The organism is Micromonospora sp. WMMD987, from assembly GCF_029581435.1.
Classification (GTDB): Bacteria; Actinomycetota; Actinomycetes; order Mycobacteriales; family Micromonosporaceae; genus Micromonospora; species Micromonospora rifamycinica.
Window position 1 is genome coordinate 570,906 of record NZ_CP120861.1, and the last position, 16,554, is coordinate 587,459.

At 72.6% G+C, this 16,554-nt stretch carries 10 protein-coding genes; 6 read left to right on the plus strand and 4 right to left on the minus strand.

Annotated features, from left to right (window positions below; all coding sequences use genetic code 11):
* Positions 1-23: 23 nt before the first annotated feature.
* Together O7612_RS02590 and O7612_RS02595 are read left to right on the plus strand one after the other, a co-directional pair.
* A complete protein-coding gene (locus tag O7612_RS02590; protein ID WP_282273770.1) occupies positions 24-1,337 on the plus strand; it encodes a sensor histidine kinase in 1,314 nt (437 codons plus the stop codon).
* Between the two features lies 1 nt (position 1,338).
* On the plus strand, positions 1,339-2,877 hold the full coding sequence (locus O7612_RS02595; RefSeq protein ID WP_282270121.1) for a SpoIIE family protein phosphatase: 1,539 nt from the start codon (positions 1,339-1,341) through the stop codon (positions 2,875-2,877).
* Positions 2,878-3,263: 386 nt separating this feature from the next.
* Here the strand turns inward: O7612_RS02595 and O7612_RS02600 are convergent, their stop codons facing one another.
* Together O7612_RS02600 and O7612_RS02605 are read right to left on the minus strand one after the other, a co-directional pair.
* Positions 3,264-3,461 carry a hypothetical protein gene (locus tag O7612_RS02600; RefSeq protein ID WP_282270123.1) on the minus strand — a complete coding sequence of 66 codons (198 nt, stop codon included), beginning with the start codon at positions 3,459-3,461 and terminating at the stop codon, positions 3,264-3,266.
* A 545-nt stretch (positions 3,462-4,006) separates the two neighbouring features.
* Complete coding sequence (locus O7612_RS02605) at positions 4,007-4,876, minus strand: AraC family transcriptional regulator (protein ID WP_282270124.1); 870 nt, start codon at positions 4,874-4,876, stop codon at positions 4,007-4,009.
* A 31-nt stretch (positions 4,877-4,907) separates the two neighbouring features.
* Here O7612_RS02605 and O7612_RS02610 point away from each other — a divergent pair, with 31 nt between their 5' ends.
* Positions 4,908-5,477, plus strand: coding sequence for a TIGR03086 family metal-binding protein (locus O7612_RS02610; RefSeq protein ID WP_282270125.1), 570 nt, complete (start codon positions 4,908-4,910; stop codon positions 5,475-5,477).
* A gap of 88 nt (positions 5,478-5,565) precedes the next feature.
* On the opposite strand, the gene O7612_RS02615 is transcribed toward O7612_RS02610, so the two are convergent.
* Complete coding sequence (locus tag O7612_RS02615) at positions 5,566-7,662, minus strand: S9 family peptidase (protein ID WP_282270127.1); 2,097 nt, start codon at positions 7,660-7,662, stop codon at positions 5,566-5,568.
* Between the two features lie 83 nt (positions 7,663-7,745).
* Here O7612_RS02615 and O7612_RS02620 point away from each other — a divergent pair, with 83 nt between their 5' ends.
* Positions 7,746-9,173, plus strand: coding sequence for an FAD-binding oxidoreductase (locus O7612_RS02620; protein WP_348774259.1), 1,428 nt, complete (start codon positions 7,746-7,748; stop codon positions 9,171-9,173).
* 33 nt (positions 9,174-9,206) lie between these two features.
* Here O7612_RS02620 and O7612_RS02625 read toward each other — a convergent pair whose 3' ends face one another.
* Entirely contained in the window at positions 9,207-11,270 is a 2,064-nt protein-coding gene (locus tag O7612_RS02625; RefSeq protein WP_282270131.1) for a SpoIIE family protein phosphatase, read from the minus strand.
* Between the two features lie 356 nt (positions 11,271-11,626).
* Between O7612_RS02625 and O7612_RS02630 the strand changes: the two genes are divergently transcribed.
* Together O7612_RS02630 and O7612_RS02635 are read left to right on the plus strand one after the other, a co-directional pair.
* Positions 11,627-15,991, plus strand: a complete 4,365-nt coding sequence (locus O7612_RS02630; protein ID WP_282270133.1) for a HAMP domain-containing protein — start codon at positions 11,627-11,629, stop codon at positions 15,989-15,991.
* A complete protein-coding gene (locus O7612_RS02635) occupies positions 15,988-16,545 on the plus strand; it encodes a response regulator (protein ID WP_282270135.1) in 558 nt (185 codons plus the stop codon). Before O7612_RS02630 ends, O7612_RS02635 begins: the two co-directional genes overlap by 4 nt.
* The last annotated feature ends 9 nt before the right edge of the window (positions 16,546-16,554 follow it).

A 16,554-nucleotide genomic window follows, 5' to 3' on the forward strand; every position in this document is an offset into this window, starting at 1 on the left:
CCGCCCGCGAGCCACTCCTGCGGATGGCGTTGCGGGTGGAACAGGACATCTTCGGGATCCGTCAGCGCGGCCGGGAGGTCGCCGCGGCGGTCGGCCTGGAGCATCAGGACCAGGTCCGGTTCGCCACCGCGCTCAGCGAGGTGGCCCGGGACCTGCTGCGGACGACGGACGGCGCGGACGTCAGCTTCGCCGCCGTGACGGAGCGGGACGGCCGGCGGTTCCTCAGCGTGGACCTCGCCCCGCTGCGTGCCCTACCGGGCAACCGCTACGAGCCGCAGTCCGGCGCGGTGGCGCGACTGGTGGACACCCTGGGACTGGCGGAGGCGCAGGGCGCTACCGTGGTGAGGATGTCCCGACGCGTCCCGGCCGCCGCCCCGGCGCTGACCCCGGCACGCCTGGCTGAGCTGGGCACCAGTGCCCCGGCCAGCGCCCTCGACGAGTTGGCCACCCAGAACGGGCAGCTCATCGCCGCGCTCGACGAGGTACGCAGCCAGCGCGACGAGCTGGCCGTGCTGAACGCCGAGCTGGAGGAGACCAACCGGGGCGTGATGGCGCTCTACACCCAGCTCTCCGAGGAGCTGGAGGAGACCAACCGGGGGGTGGTGGCCCTCTACGCGGAGCTGGACGAGAAGTCGGCCCAGTTGCGCGCGGCGAGCGAGTCGAAGAGCCGGTTCCTGGCCAACGTCAGTCATGAGCTGCGGGCCCCGGTGACCGCGATCATCGGGCTGGGGCGGCTGTTGACCGACCCGGCGTCGGATCCGCTCACCGCCGAGCAGGCCCAGCAGGTCGAGCTGATCCGCTCCTCGGCCGCCGACCTGCTCTCCCTGGTCAACGACCTGCTCGACCTGGCCAAGGCGGAGGCGGGCCGGATCGAACCGGAGTGGGCGGAGGTCGACCTGCGGGCGGTCTTCGGTCAGCTCCGCGGGACGCTGCGGGCGCTCGTCCTGCGCTCCGAGGTGGAGTTGCTGGTGGAGGAGCCGGCCCCGGGCACGGTGCTCCGCTCGGACGAGGTGCTGCTGGCCCAGGTGCTGCGCAACCTGCTGCACAACGCGGTGAAGTTCACCGAGCGGGGCGAGGTACGGATGCGTGCCGAGCGGGCCGCCGACCGGATCCGGATCCGGGTCTCGGACACCGGTCCGGGGATCCCCGCCGAGCTGCACGAACGGATCTTCGAGGAGTTCTACCAGGTGCCGGGGACCAGCCGGCGCAGCGGCACCGGGCTCGGCCTGCCGTACGCCCGGCGGTTGGTGGCCCTGCTCGGCGGCACCCTGTCGCTGACCAGCGAGCCGGGCCGGGGCAGCAGCTTCACGGTGGACCTGCCCGTGGCGGGGGTGTGACGTGGCCGGCGCTGCGGCGACGATCCTGGTGGTCGACGACAGCCCGACCAAGCGCTACCTGCTGGTGAGCTGGCTGACCCGGGCGGGTTTCACTGTCCGGGAGGCCGAGAACGGCACCGAGGCGTTGGCCCGGGTCGGGGTGGACCCGATCGACCTGGTGGTGCTCGACGTCCGGCTGCCGGATCTCAGCGGCTTCGAGGTCTGCGAGCGGATCAAGGCGGACCATCCGGCGATCCCGGTGATCCACGTGTCCGCGCACGCGGTCGACGTGGTGGACCGCACCCAGGGGTTGACCCGGGGTGCGGACGCGTACCTGGCCGAGCCGATCGAGCCGGAGGAACTGGTCGCCACCGCGCACGCGGTGCTGCGGTACTACCAGGCGCGGACCCGGGCCGAGCTGCTGGCCGAGCGGCTCACCGGGCTGGCCGACACCACTGTGGCGGTGCACGCCGCGTCCACCTTCGCCCGCCTGTTGCAGGAGGCGGCGGCGGGTGCGGCGCAGATCTTCCGCAGCCCGGCGGCGGTGGTCGCGGAGACCTTCGACGGGGACTGCCTGGCCGGCATCGCCGCCGGTCCGGGCGCGACGCCGGAGGTCGTACCGTGGGTGGTCGACGACACCGGCGTGCCGACCGGCGCGACCGTCCGGGTGGACGCCCCCGAGGGGTGGGGGCTGGTGCGCTGGCCGGTCGACGACACGGTGACCGTGGCCGCCGCCAAGCTGCGCGAGGACCGCGCCCCGCTCTATGTGGTGGTGCCCACCGCCACCCAGACCGCCCGGACGCCGGTGCTGGTGCAGCTCGCCCAGGCGGTCGCCTCGGCGGTGGAGGCGCAGCGCTCCTACGACGAGGAACACCGGATCGCGGTCACCCTCCAGCGCAGCCTGCTACCCCGCCGGCTGCCCGACGTGGCCGGTCTCGACCTGGCGGTGCGCTACGAGCCGGCCAGCGCGCAGACCGAGGTGGGCGGGGACTTCTACGAGCTGGTGATGCTCGACGGGAACCTGCTGGTGGCGATCGGCGACGTCGCCGGCCACTCGCTGCACGCGGCGACGGTGATGGCCGAGCTGCGGCACGCGATGCGGGCGTACGCGGTGGAGGGGCACCAGCCCGGGATGATCGTGGAACGGCTCAACGTGCTGATGCGGACGTTGCTGCGCAACGAGCTGGCGACCCTGTGCATCCTGCTGCTGCACCCGTCGACCGGTCGGATTCGGCTGGCCAGCGCCGGGCACCTGCCGGCGCTGGTGACGGTGGACGGTCGGGTGGAGTACGTGCAGCAGGCGGCCCCGCTGCTCGGGGTGCGCGCGGACCGGCCGGCGGACCTGGAGTTCACCCTGCCGCCCGGCGCGACCCTGGTGCTCTACACCGACGGGCTGATCGAGCGCCGGGACGCCACCATCGACGACGGCCTGGCCGCCCTGGCGGCCTGCGCGACGGTGGTCGACGACGACCTGGACGGCTTCTGCCAGCGGCTGCTGGTCGAGCTGGCCCCGCCGGAGATCAACGACGACGTCGCCGTGGTGGCGGTCCGCCGCCGCTGAGCGGTTCCGACTGCTCTCCGGAACTGCCCCACCATGCGGAGTGTCCTCGTGTGCTCGCCCCACCCGCCCCCGATGCGCGCCCCCGGGCGGCCGCTCGCCGGCTCGACCGAGCCACCGAGCGCGTGACACCCCACCACTGTCCTCATTGCTGAGGGTACTCAGGCCCGAACCCACTTTCGATGTTGCTCACCGTAATCGCAGGCCAACCCCCAATTACTCCTCCTTCATCCTTTGCTCTGCTGCCCCATTCGCGACAGTGCGATGAGCTGCGACTTTAGAATCACCGGAGACGTGTCGTGTTCCTGGCCCGACACGGGGAGTAGCCGTCGCCTCGATGGCAGCAGAGCAAAGCATGTGGGCGGGTCGTTGGTTGGTGGCGACTGTCGTTACTCATCGTCATCGTCATCGCCGTCGCCGTCGCCGTCGTCATCGCCGTCGTCATCGCCGTCGTCATCGCCGTCGCCGTCGCCGTCGCCGTCGTCATCGCCGTCGTCATCGCCGTCGTCATCGCCGTTGCCGTTGCCGTTGCCGTCGCCGTCGGTGGAGGTGGTCGCTGTGGGGATCGCCGGGAGGTGGGGACGCATCGGTGCTTTCGGGGTGCCGGGCGTCCGAGGAGGGTAACGGGCGGGGCGTCCGAGGGGGCGGGGCGTCGGAGGGGTCTGAGGGTCGGGGTGTCCTGGGTATCCGGCGCGTCAGGGCCGCCGGGAGCATCCCGCCGGTGCTGAGGTGGCGGGGAGCCGCCGGATCCGGCTGTCAGGATCGGCTGGTGCAGCGGCACGGTGACATGCGGTGGCGGTGATCCGCGCACCAGGATTGTGGAGAGTTCCTGCTGCTATGGCGACAAGAACTCTCCACACAGTGCAGCCGGCCACCGGCGTGGTTGCTGGCTGGACCGGGCGGTGGGGCCGTCGGTCGACCGTCGGGCGGACTGAGTGACCCGGCGGCAGGGCCGGTAGGGCCGGTAGGGCCGGCAGGGCCGGTAGGGTCGGCGGGGTCAGCCGGGTCAGCCGGGTCAGCCGGGCCGGCAGGGCCGGCGGCGGGTTGGCGGCGGGGCTGGTTCGCCTACATTCCGCGCTCGTCGGGCCGAAGCTGTCGGGTGCGGGTCGCTGGCCTTGGACGTGGGTGGGGATCAGCGCAGTGAGCGGGCGTAGCCGGTGGGGGTGCGGCCGGTGACGGCGGCGAAGTCGCGGGACAGGTGGGCCTGGTCGCTGTAGCCGAGATCGGCGGCCAGGGCGGCCCAGTCCGGCGACCCGGAGACGACCTGTTCGATCGCCTCCAGCAGGCGGTACCGGCGGATCACCCACTTCGGGCCGACCCCGACATGGTCCAGGAAGAGCCGCTGCAACCGCCGGACGGGGAGGTCGTGCCGCCGGGCGAGGTCGTCCACCCGTAGCAGGGTCCGGTCGGCGCGGATCGTCTCGGTCAGGGCGATCGCCTGGGCCGTCGCCGGGTCGGGCTGCGGTGCCCAGGTGAGCAGGAAGGCGTCCAGCGCCTGGCGGCGCTCGTCGTCCGTACCCCCGCAGCGCGGTGACGCCCCGGCGGACCCGGCGGCGGGTGGGACGGACGGCCCGGCGGTGGTTGCGGGTGGCCCGGCGGCGGGTGGGGCGGGTGACCCGGCGGTCGGGTCGGTGTCGAGCGGGACGCGCCGGTCGGTGAGTCCGGCGACCGGCCGACGCCAGAACGGGCGGAAGCCGCCGGGACGGAACTGGATGCCGCTGACCGCTCCGGTGCCGGTCAGGGTGATCGTGAACAGCCGTCGGCCGACCCCGGCCACCTCGGCGGTCTCCGGGCCGCCGGCATCCTGCCGGAAGACCACGTTGACCGCCGGGTGCGGCACCACCTGCTGCACGAACGGCGCGGTCAGCGCCCAGTCGACCAGCCAGTAGTGCTCCACCCAGGGGCGCAGCGCGGGGGCCGGCAGGTGCCGGCGGAACCGCACCTCCCGGCGCAGCCGGGCCGGATCGAGGATGCCCCGGTGATCCCCGCGTGGCTGTCGCATTCGTTCAAGACCACCTTCATACGCTGGCCGTATGCCAACGAAGACTAGTGAGCTGCTGGCCGCCGCCGTCCCGCCGACCGTGGCGTTGGTTCAGGGGACCGGCGACGACCAGCTCGACCTGCCCACGCCGTGCGCGGACTACACCGTCCGGGGACTGGTCAACCATGTGTACGACGTGGCGGTCAATTTCCAGCGGCTGGCCGCCCGGCAGGAGGCGGACTGGTCGGCCAAGACCGACCACGTGGCCGAGCCGGGCTGGCGGGACCGGTTCGCCGCCGAGGTGGCGCAGCTCGTCGTCGCCTGGGACGACCCGGCCAGCGAGGAGGGGGTCGTGCCGGGGATGGGGCTCTCCCGGTCGACGCTCGGCCTGATGGGCGTGGTGGACCTGGTGGTGCACGGCTGGGACCTGGCGCGGGCGACCGGCCAGCCGTACGAGCCGGCACCGGAGAGCGTCGCCGCGGTGCGCGACTTCATGGCCGAGATGGGGCCGATGGGCCGGCAGATGGGCGCGTTCGGCCCGGAGGTGCCGATCGACGCCGACCGGAGCGAGCTGGACCGGCTGCTCGGCAGCACCGGCCGCGACCCGGCCTGGACCCGCTGACCGGCCGGCCCGGCCGTCATCGGGGTACGTCGGGGCCGGGCGGGTCGTCGTCCGCCCGGCCCCCGTCGGTCGTGGTCACCGGCCCGGGTCAGGCCCGGCCCAGCCGGTCGAGGATCCAGGCGTTGACGAACGCCTCCTCGCGCCAGGCGTCGTACCGCCCGCTGGGGCCACCGTGGCCGGCGCCCATCTCGGTCTTGAGCAGGTAGTCGCCCTGCGGGGCCACCGCGCGCAGCCGGGCGATCCACTTGGCCGGCTCGTGGTAGAGCACCCGGGTGTCGTTGAGGCTGGTCACCGCCAGGATTGCCGGGTAGTCCAGAGGGGCGACGTTCTCGTACGGGGTGTAGGACTTCATGTACGCGTACACCTCGGGGTCGGCGAGCGGGTTGCCCCACTCCTCCCACTCGGTGACCGTCAACGGCAGCGACGGGTCGAGGATCGAGGTGAGCGCGTCCACGAAGGGCACCTGCGCCACGATCCCGGCGAACGCGTCGGGGGCCAGGTTGGCCACCGCGCCCATCAGCAGGCCACCGGCCGACGCGCCCCGGGCGACCAGCCGGTCGCTCGCCGTCCAGCCGGCCTTGACCAGGTGTCGGGCGCAGGCCACGAAGTCGGTGAAGGTGTTCTTCTTGGCCAGCAGCTTGCCCTCGTCGTACCACCGGCGGCCCAGTTCGCCGCCGCCCCGGATGTGGGCCACGGCGAAGACGACGCCCCGGTCGAGCAGGCTGAGTCGGGCGATGGAGAACCACGGATCCGTGCTGGCCTCGTACGAGCCGTAGCCGTAGATCACGGCGGGGGCGGAGCCGTCGCGCGGGGTGTCCCGCCGGCAGACCAGCGAGATCGGCACCCGGGTGCCGTCGTCGGCGAGCGCCCACTCACGGTGCTGCTCGTAGTCGGCCGGGTCGTACGCGTGGCCGTCCGGCCCGGGGAGCACCGGCTTGCGGCGGAGCAACGTCAACTCCCTGGTGACCAGGTCGTAGTCGTACACCGAGTCGGGGGTGACCAGCGAGGTGTAGCGGAACCGGAGCTGCCGGGTGCGGTACTCCGGGTTGCCGTCCAGCCCGACGCTGTGGATCGGCTCGGGGAACTCGATGTCGTGGCCGTCGCCGCCGCCGACCGGGAGCACCCGCAGCCCGGTCAGCCCGTTGCTGCGCAGCGAGACGACCAGGTGGTCGGCGAACGCGTCGACCGACTCAAGCCGGGTGCCCGGGCGGTGCGGGATCAGCGGCACCCAGTCGCCGGGCGCGTCCGCCGAGGTGTACGCCAGCGCGAAGTCCTCCGCGTCGTCGTTGTGCAGGATCAGGAAGCGGTGGCCGTGGTGCTCGACGCTGTATTCCACGCCCTGCCGGCGGGGCGCGATCACCGCCGGCTCGCCGGTCGGGTTGTCGGCCGGGATCACCCGGACCTCGCTGGTGACCTTGCTGTTGCTGTCGATCAGCACGAAGCGTTCGGAGCGGGTCAGCTCGACGCCCACCCAGAACCGCTCGTCCTGTTCGGCGTACACCACCACGTCCTCGCCCGACGGGGTGCCGACGGTGTGCCGCCACACCCGGTCGGGCCGCCAGGCCTCGTCGACGGTGATGTAGAACAGCACGCTCGCGTCGGCCGACCAGGCGGTGCCGTAGAAGGTGTCGGGCACCTCGTCGTCGAGCAGCTCGCCGGTGCTCAGGTCCTTGATCCGCAGGGTGAAGCGTTCGTCGCCGGAGAAGTCCGTCGAGTAGGCCAGCCAGCGGCCGTCGGGGCTGACGTCGAACGCGCCGAGGGAGAAGAATTCGTGCCCCTCGGCGAGCTGGTTGCCGTCGAGCAGCACCTCCTCACCGTCGAGCGGGGCGCCGTCCACGCTGACCGGGGGCGCGGTCTCGCCGTCGCGGACCGGGCGGCGGCACTGCACGCCGTACTGCTGGCCCTCGACCGTGCGGGTGTAGTACCAGTGACCCCCCTTGCGGGTGGGCACCGACAGGTCGGTCTCCTGGGTGCGCTGCCGGGTCTCGGTGAACAGCGTGCCGCGTAACGCTTCCAGGTGCGCGGTGCGCTGCTCGGTGTAGGCGTTCTCCGCGGTGAGGTGGGCGATGGTCGCCGGGTCGTCCTTGGCGGCCAGCCAGGCGTACTCGTCGACGACGGTGTCGCCGTGGTGGGTGCGCTCCGCGGGCACCTGTCGGGCGACGGGCGGGGTGGTCTCGGTGGTCACCCCGCCACGTTACCGGCCCGTCGCGCTGCGCGGCGCGGTCGAACCACCACCCACCGCTTTAGAACATGTGTACGATGACTGGCATGTCGACGGGAGCGGGTTCGGCCGGTGCAGCGGAGATCACCCGGCGGTTGGCCGGGATCTGCGGTCCCTCCTTCGCCCGGTTCGCGGGAGCGGCCGACGAGGTGGCCGGGCGGCTCGCCCGGTGGGTGGCCGTGCCCGGCGGGCCGGCTGCGGCGGCCGAGGTGCTGCGGCTCGCCGCCCGGCACGATCTGTCAGTGGTGCCCCGGGGCGCGGGCACCAAGATCGACTGGGGTGCCGCCCCCGCCCGGGTCGACATCATGCTCGACACCGGCCGGCTGGCCGGGATCGGTCACCAGCCGGCGGCCTCCCCGGTGGTCGAGGTGGGTGCGGGCACCCCGTTGCGGGCCGTGCAGGCCACCCTCGACCGCACCGGCCGTCGGCTCACCCTCGACCCGCCGTCCCCCGGAGCCACCCTCGGCGGGGTGCTCGCCGCCGACGAGTCCGGCCCGCTGCGGCACCGTCACGGCACCGCGTGCGCCCAGGTGGTCGGCCTGCGCTGGCTGGACGCCGCCGGCGAGCTGGTCAGTGCCGGGCGCAGCGCCGCCGAGTTGGCCGGTGCGGCGGCCCCGGTCGGCCTCGACCTGGGTCGGCTGTTCTGCGGCTCGCAGGGTGGCCTGGGAGTGCTCGTCTCGGCCACGCTGCGGGCCCCGGCGGTGCCGGCGGCCCGGCTCTGGGTGTCCCGGCCGGTGTGGACCCCGCTGGAGGTGCACGACCTGATCCGGGCGGTGCTCGCCGCCGACCTCGACCCGGCCGCCGTCGAGCTGGACCTGCCGGCTGCCGGTTCCCCGCCGGCTCCGGCCGTCGCCCCGGCGGCGGGGGCCACCTCGGGGCCGGCGGGCCGGCCGATGTCCGCCGCCGAGGCGGCGGCCCGTGCCAACCATCCCGCGATGGCCGGCCGGCGGGCGGATCCGCCGCCGGCCCGGGGCAGCGCCGGTGAGCTGACGATCCTGCTGGAGGGTGGCCGGTCCGAGGTGGCCGAGCGGGCCGACCGCCTGCTGGCGCTGCTCGGCGCTGCGGCGAGCAGCGCCGACCAGCCGCCGTCGTGGTGGCGGCGTTATCCGTTCGCGCCGGGCGACACCGCGCTGCGGGTCGAGGCACCCGCCACCGACCTGCACGCCGCGGTCTACGCGCTGCGGGACGCCGCCGGTGCGCCCCTGCCGGTGCGCGGCTCCGCCGGTCTGGGCGTGGTGCACGCCGCGCTGCCCGGGGCGTTGCCGGTCGACCGGGTGGCCGGCATCCTCGCCGCCGTCCGTGGGGTGCTGCTGGCCCGTCGGGGCCGGTGCGTGGTGGTCGCCGCGCCCCCGGCGGTACGCCGGGCCGTCGACGTGTGGGGTGAGGCGGCGGTGATCCCCCGGCTGCGGGAGGCGAAGGACCACCTCGACCCACACCGCCGGCTCGCCCCCGGCCGGCTCCCCGGCGGCCTCTGACCGACCGCCACCGCGTCGGGGGCGGCGGCGTACTCAGAAGGTGTCGTTGCGGAGCACCAGGATGGCGATGTCGTCGCGGGGCGACTCGACCGAGAAGTTGATCGCGGTGGCCCGCAACCGGGCCGCGATCACGTCGGCGGAATAGCCGGCCAGGGGCGCGGCGGCCTCGCGGAGCCGTTCGGTGCCGAAGAGTTCCCGACCGCGTCGCCGCTCGGTCACCCCGTCGGTATAGAAGATCAACGCGTCGCCCGGGGCGAGGGGGACCTCCGCCGAGGGCGAGGTGATCGAGTCGAGCAGACCGAGTGCGGTGCCCCCGGTGCCGACGAAGTTCGCCCCACCGGCACCGTGCAGCAGGACCGGCCGGTCGTGGCCGGCCAGGTGCAGCGAGACGTCGAGCCGGCCGCCGTCGCCCGGCCCGACCGCCGCCAGGGCGAGCGTGCAGTACCGCCCGCCACCCCGTTCGACCAGCGTGTCGTTGAGCCGGGACAACGCCTCGGGCAGCGGCTTGCCGTCCCCGACCAGCACCCGGATCACGTCCCGGACCAGCCCGGTCACCGCGGCGGCCTGCACGCCCTTGCCGGACACGTCGCCGATCACCACCAGCCAGCGCCCGTCCGGCAACGGCACCACGTCGTAGAAGTCACCGCCGACCTCGGCCTCGTCGCCGGTCGGTGCGTACTCGGCGGCGAAGCCGACACCCTCCACGACCGGGAGCACGGGCGGCAGCAGCGACTGCTGGAGGGTCTGCGCCACCCGCCGCCGTTCGGCGTGGATCCGGGCGTTCTCGATGGCGAGACCGGCCCGCCGGGCCACGTCCTCCAGCACCGCCACCTCGTCCGGGTCGTGCCGGTGCCGCTGGTGCCGCCCCACGGCCAGGGTGCCGAGTCGTTGGTTCCGGGCGACCAGCGGCACGGCGAAGCCCTCCATCGGCCCGCCGAGCGGCACCTGCGACCCGGTGCGCGACGCCTCCCGCAGCCGGGCCTGGACCGAGTCCGGCCCGGATTCCTGGAGGACCTTGTGCAGCTGGGGCAGGACCGACTCGTCGGCGTGACTGGACGCGGCCAGCCGGAGCCGACCCCACTCGTCGGTGGTGTGCACCGCGCACCACTGGCCCAGCCGGGGCACCACCAGTTGCGGGATCAGCGCCATCGTCAGGTCGACGTCGAGCGACTGAGCGAGCAGTTCGCTCGCCTCGGCGAGGAAGGTCAGCCAGGCCGAGCGGCGGACGTCCGCCCGGCGCAGCCGGTCGTTCTCCAGGTGCAGCGAGAGCCGTTCGGCGGCGAGCACGGCCAGCGGCCGGGCGTACGCCGAGGGTGCCGCGTCCAGCTCCAGTTCCCCGGCGTACGGCCGGTGCACCGCCAGCGGCACCCGGAGCAGCTCGTTGCCGGGGCGGGGCTGCCGGCCGTACCGGGCCAGCGTCTGTGGACCCTCCCCCTCGCCCCGGTCCAGCCGGATCACCCCGCCGGCCGCGCCCACCATCTCGGCCACCCGGGTGAGCAGGTCGGTGGCGAACTCGGGCAGCGGTTCGTCGGCGTACGGGTCGGGTCGGGTCTGGGTCAGCTCGCTCATCGCGGCGGCGCTCGGCGCGGTGGTCGCCGGGTCGCCGTCGGTCCGACCGGGCGGCGGGTACGGGGCGGACGGCCCGTCGCCGTGGTCACCGTGGCGGTCCAGCCGGAACCACACCCCCTTGCCGGTGGGTAGGTAGGTGGTGCCCCAGCGGCTGGCGAAGTGGTCGACCAGCAGCAACCCCCGCCCCCGTGCGGAGACCTCGCCGATCTCTTCGGTGTCGTTGCGGATACCGACCACCAGTTCGTCCACCGGCCCGGCGGCGAAGTCGGAGACCGTGACGGTCAGGCCGATCCGGTCGGCGACGACCTCGATGTCCAGTTCGGTGCGGGCGTGCTCGACGGCGTTGGTGGACAGCTCGGTGGTGAGCAGCAGCGCCTCGTTGAGCAGTTCGTCGAGGTCGGCCTCGGCGAGCACCGAGCGGACGACCGCGCGGGCGGCGGCCGGGGTGCGCCGGTCGGCGGGCAGCCGGACGCGCCGGACGTGCTCGTCCTGCCCTCCGCCCGTCCCGGCCCCCGGCTCCGCTGACACCCCCGTATCCTCTACCGCCGCCGGCCGGGTGCCAAGCCGCACCACGCACCGTCACACCTGCCGCACCGGTCGGCAGGCGCGGACGGCACAACCCGGTGGGCGGGTGCGGACGGCACAACCCGGTGGGCGGGTGCGGACGGCACAACCCGGTGGGCGTGCGCCGACGGCACCAGGTCGGCGTGCGCCGACGGCACACCCGGTCGCGCGGACGCGGGGGTGACAGCGGTGACGGCGGGCGGGAGATCCGCGGGGTTCCCCGTCGGGCACGTCGCAGCCACGACCCCGGTGGCGACCCGGGCACAATGAGGGGAAGCTGGCGTGTCGGCACGCCGGGGGACCTCCGAGCTGAGCGAGGAATGATGACCGCGAAACAGTCGGTGACAGCGGACGTGTCCGCTTCCGAGCATGACGCGCTCCTCGGTGAGCTGTCGGAGGCGCTGCGACGGGTCGGCCGGGGCGACTTCAAGGTCCGGCTGCCCCGGCGCGCGGGCGCGGCCGGTGAGGTGGCGGACGCCTTCAACGAGGTGGTGTCGCTCCAGGAGCGGCAGCACCTGGACCTGCGCCGGATCAGCCGGGTGGTGGGTCGGGACGGTCGGCTGACCGAGCGCCTCGACGAGGAGGGCCTGGACGGCTCCTGGGCGGAGGGGCAGCGGGCGGTCAACTCGCTCATCGACGACCTGGGCCGCCCGACCACCGAGATCGCCCGGGTGATCATGGCGGTGGCCGACGGTGACCTCTCCCAGCACATGGCGCTGGAGATCGACGACCGCCCGTTGCGCGGCGAGTACCTGCGGATCGGCCGGACGGTCAACACGATGGTGGACCAGCTCTCGTCGTTCTCCAACGAGGTGACCCGGGTGGCCCGGGAGGTGGGCACCGAGGGCAAGCTGGGTGGTCAGGCGGACGTCCGGGGTGTCGCCGGCACCTGGAAGGACCTCACCGACTCGGTGAACACCATGGCGTCGAACCTGACCGGCCAGGTGCGGTCGATCTCCCAGGTGGCGACGGCGGTGGCCCGCGGCGACCTGTCGCAGAAGATCACGGTGGGGGCGCGTGGCGAGGTCGCCGAGCTGACCGACACGATGAACTCGCTCACCGACACGCTGCGGCTCTTCGCCGAGCAGGTGACCCGGGTGGCCCGCGAGGTGGGCACCGAGGGCAAGCTCGGCGGGCAGGCCCAGGTGCCGAACGTGGCCGGCACCTGGAAGGACCTCACCGACAGCGTCAACTCGATGGCGTCCAACCTGACCAGCCAGGTCCGCAACATCGCCCAGGTGTCCACGGCGGTGGCCCGGGGCGACCTGAGCCAGAAGATCACCGTGGCGGCCCAGGGCGAGATCCTGGAGCTGAAGGACACCGTGAACACGATGGTGGACCAGCTCTCGTCGTTCGCCGACGAGGTGACCCGGGTGGCCCGGGAGGTGGGTATCGAGGGCAAGCTCGGCGGTCAGGCGCAGGTGCGCGGGGTCTCCGGCACCTGGCGGGACCTGACGGAGAACGTCAACCAGCTCGCCGGCAACCTGACCAGCCAGGTCCGCAACATCTCCCAGGTCTCCACGGCGGTGGCGAAGGGCGACCTGTCGCAGAAGATCACGGTGGACGCGCAGGGCGAGATCCTGGAGCTGAAGAACACCGTGAACACGATGGTGGACCAGCTCTCGTCGTTCGCCGACGAGGTGACCCGGGTGGCCCGGGAGGTGGGTACCGAGGGCAAGCTCGGCGGTCAGGCGCAGGTGAAGGGGGTCTCCGGCACCTGGCGGGACCTGACCGACAACGTGAACTCGATGGCGTCCAACCTGACCAGTCAGGTCCGCAACATCGCCTCGGTGACCACGGCGGTGGCCAAGGGCGACCTCGGGCAGAAGATCACAGTCGACGCCCGGGGCGAGATCCTGGAGCTGAAGTCCACGGTCAACACGATGGTGGACCAGCTCTCGTCGTTCGCCGACGAGGTGACCCGGGTGGCGCGCGAGGTGGGCACCGAGGGCAAGCTCGGCGGCCAGGCCCAGGTCCGTGGCGTCGCCGGCACCTGGCGGGACCTGACCGACAACGTGAACTCGATGGCGTCCAACCTGACGTCCCAGGTCCGCAACATCGCGCAGGTCTCCACGGCGGTGGCGAAGGGCGACCTGTCGCAGAAGATCACGGTGGACGCGCAGGGCGAGATCCTGGAGCTGAAGAACACGGTCAACACGATGGTGGACCAGCTCTCGTCGTTCGCCGACGAGGTGACCCGGGTGGCCCGGGAGGTGGGTACCGAGGGCAAGCTCGGTGGTCAGGCGCAGGTGAAGGGGGTCTCCGGCACCTGGCGGGACCTGACCGACAACGTGAACTCGATGGCGTCCAACCTGACCAGTCAGGTCCGCAACATCGCCTCGGTGACCACGGCGGTGGCCAAGGGCGACCTCGGGCAGAAGATCACAGTCGACGCGCAGGGCGAGATCCTGGAGCTGAAGAACACCGTGAACACGATGGTGGACCAGCTCAGCTCGTTCGCCGACGAGGTGACCCGGGTGGCCCGCGAGGTCGGCATCGAGGGCAAGCTCGGTGGTCAGGCGCAGGTGAAGGGGGTCAGTGGCACCTGGCGGGATCTCACCGAGAACGTCAACCAGCTCGCCTCGACGCTGACCACCCAGCTCCGGGCGATCTCCCAGGTCTCGACCTCGGTGACCCGGGGCGACCTGACCCAGCGGATCGCGGTCAAGGCGCAGGGCGAGGTCGCCGAGCTGAAGGACAACATCAACCAGATGATCGTCACCCTGCGGGAGACGACCAAGAAGAACGCCGAGCAGGGCTGGCTGGACTCCAACCTGGCCCGGATCGGCGGCCTGCTCCAGGGCCAGCGGGACCTGGGCGAGGTCTGCCGGATGATCATGATGGAGGTGACCCCGCTGGTCGACGCGCAGCTCGGCGCGTTCTTCCTGGCGGACACCTCCGACGGGGTGATGCGGCTGCGGCTGACCGCCTCGTACGGCTACGTCGCCCGGGGGCACGAGGTCACCTTCGGGCCGGGTGAGGGGCTGGTCGGCCAGGCCGCCCTCTCCCGCCGGACGATCCGGCTCAACGCGCTGCCCGACGGGCGGATCACCCTGCGGTCGGGGCTGGCCGAGACACTCCCGTCCGACCTGGTGGTACTGCCCATCCTGTTCGAGGGGGAGCTGCTCGGGGTGATCGAGTTCGCCAGCGTGGCCCGCTTCTCGGAGCTGCACCTGGCGTTCCTGGAGCGGCTGGTGCTCACCATCGGCGTCGCGGTCAACACCATCCAGGCCAACCGGCGTACGGAGGAACTGCTGGCCCAGTCGCAGCGGCTGGCGCTGGAGTTGCAGGACCAGTCGGCGGAGTTGCAGCGCACCAACGCCGAGCTGGAGGACAAGGCGCAGCTGCTGAGCGAGCAGAAGGGCAACATCGAGACCAAGAACCGGGAGATCGAACTGGCCCGGCTCGGCCTGGAGGAGAAGGCCCAGCAGCTCACCCGGGCGTCGGCGTACAAGTCGGAGTTCCTGGCCAACATGAGCCACGAGCTGCGTACCCCGTTGAACTCGTTGTTGTTGCTGGCCCGGCTGCTGGTGGAGAACTCGGAGCGCAACCTCACCCCGAAGCAGATCGAGTTCGCCCGGACGATCCACGGTTCCGGCTCGGACCTGCTGCGCCTGATCGACGACATCCTGGACCTGTCCAAGATCGAGGCCGGTCGGATGGACGTCGAACCGACGGAGATCCGGTTCGCCGAGATCCGCAACTACGTGGAGCAGGCGTTCGCCCCGCAGGCGGAGGACAAGAACCTGGACTTCCAGGTGCGGGTGGCCAAGGAACTGCCCCCGGCGCTGGTGACCGACGCCCAGCGGTTGCAGCAGATCCTGCGCAACATGCTCTCCAACGCGGTGAAGTTCACCGACAACGGCGCGGTCACCCTGCGGATCGGTCCGGCGGCGGAGAACGCGGTCTTCGACGTGCCGGCGTTGACCAACGCCCGGCAGGTGATCGCCTTCACCGTGATCGACACCGGCATCGGCATCTCGGACGACAAGCTCAGCATCATCTTCGAGGCGTTCCAGCAGGCCGACGGCACCACCAGCCGACGGTACGGCGGCACCGGGCTGGGCCTGTCGATCAGCCGGGACCTGGCGCGGCTGATCGGCGGCACGATCACCGTGACCTCCGCGCCGGGCCAGGGCTCGACGTTCACCCTCTTCGTACCGGACGTGCTGGCGCCGGACGCGGTGGTGGCCACGCAGCCGCCGTCGCCGGAGCGCGCGGGCCTGCCGTCGTCGCTGCTGATGCCGCCGATGGAGCTGGCCACGCCGGAGGCCCCGGCCACCCGGCGGTTGGACGGTGCCACCGTGCTGATCGTGGACGACGACGTACGCAACGTGTTCGCGTTGACCAGCGCGTTGGAACTGCACGGGATGACCGTGCTGTACTCGGACAACGGCGCGGACGGCGTCCGTGTGCTGGCGGAGCATCCGGAGGTGGACATCGTGCTGATGGACGCCATGATGCCCGACCAGGACGGGTACGAGACGACCCGGCAGATCCGCCGGAACCACCGCTTCGCCGACCTGCCGATCGTCTTCCTCACCGCCAAGGCGATGCCGGGTGACCGGGAGTCGGCGCTGGCGGCCGGGGGTAGTGACTACATCACCAAGCCGGTGGACCTGGACGGGCTGATCGAACGGATGGCGTCCTGGATCAGCGGCCGCCGAGACAGGGAGAATTCGTGACGCAGACGGCCAAGGCGCTGCTGGTCGACGACCGTCGGGAGAACCTGATGGCGCTGGAGGCGATCCTGCAGGGGCTCCCGGTGCAGTCGGTGGCCGTGGAGAGCGGTGAGGCGGCGCTGAAGCAACTGCTGGTGGACGACTTCGCGGTCATCCTGCTCGACGCCCAGATGCCGGACATGGACGGGTTCGAGACGGCCAGTCACATCAAGCGCCGGGAGCGGACCCGGCACGTACCGATCATCTTCCTCACCGCCGCCGACAAGGACGCCCAGTTGGCGCTGCGCGGCTACGCGGTGGGTGCGGTGGACTACCTGACCAAGCCGTTCGACCCGTGGGTGCTGCGGGCGAAGGTGTCGGTGTTCGTGGAGCTGTGGGTGAAGACCCGGCAGTTGGCGGCGCAGTCGGACGTGGTGCGCGAGCGCGACGCCCAGTGGCGGGTGCTCACCGACGCGGTGGACGAGGCGAGCACCCTGCTGCGCGCCGAGGACGATCCGCAGGCCCGGCAGCGCGCCCTGGACGTGCTGGAACACGCCCGCTGGGGTCACACCGCCTGACCGGGGCCG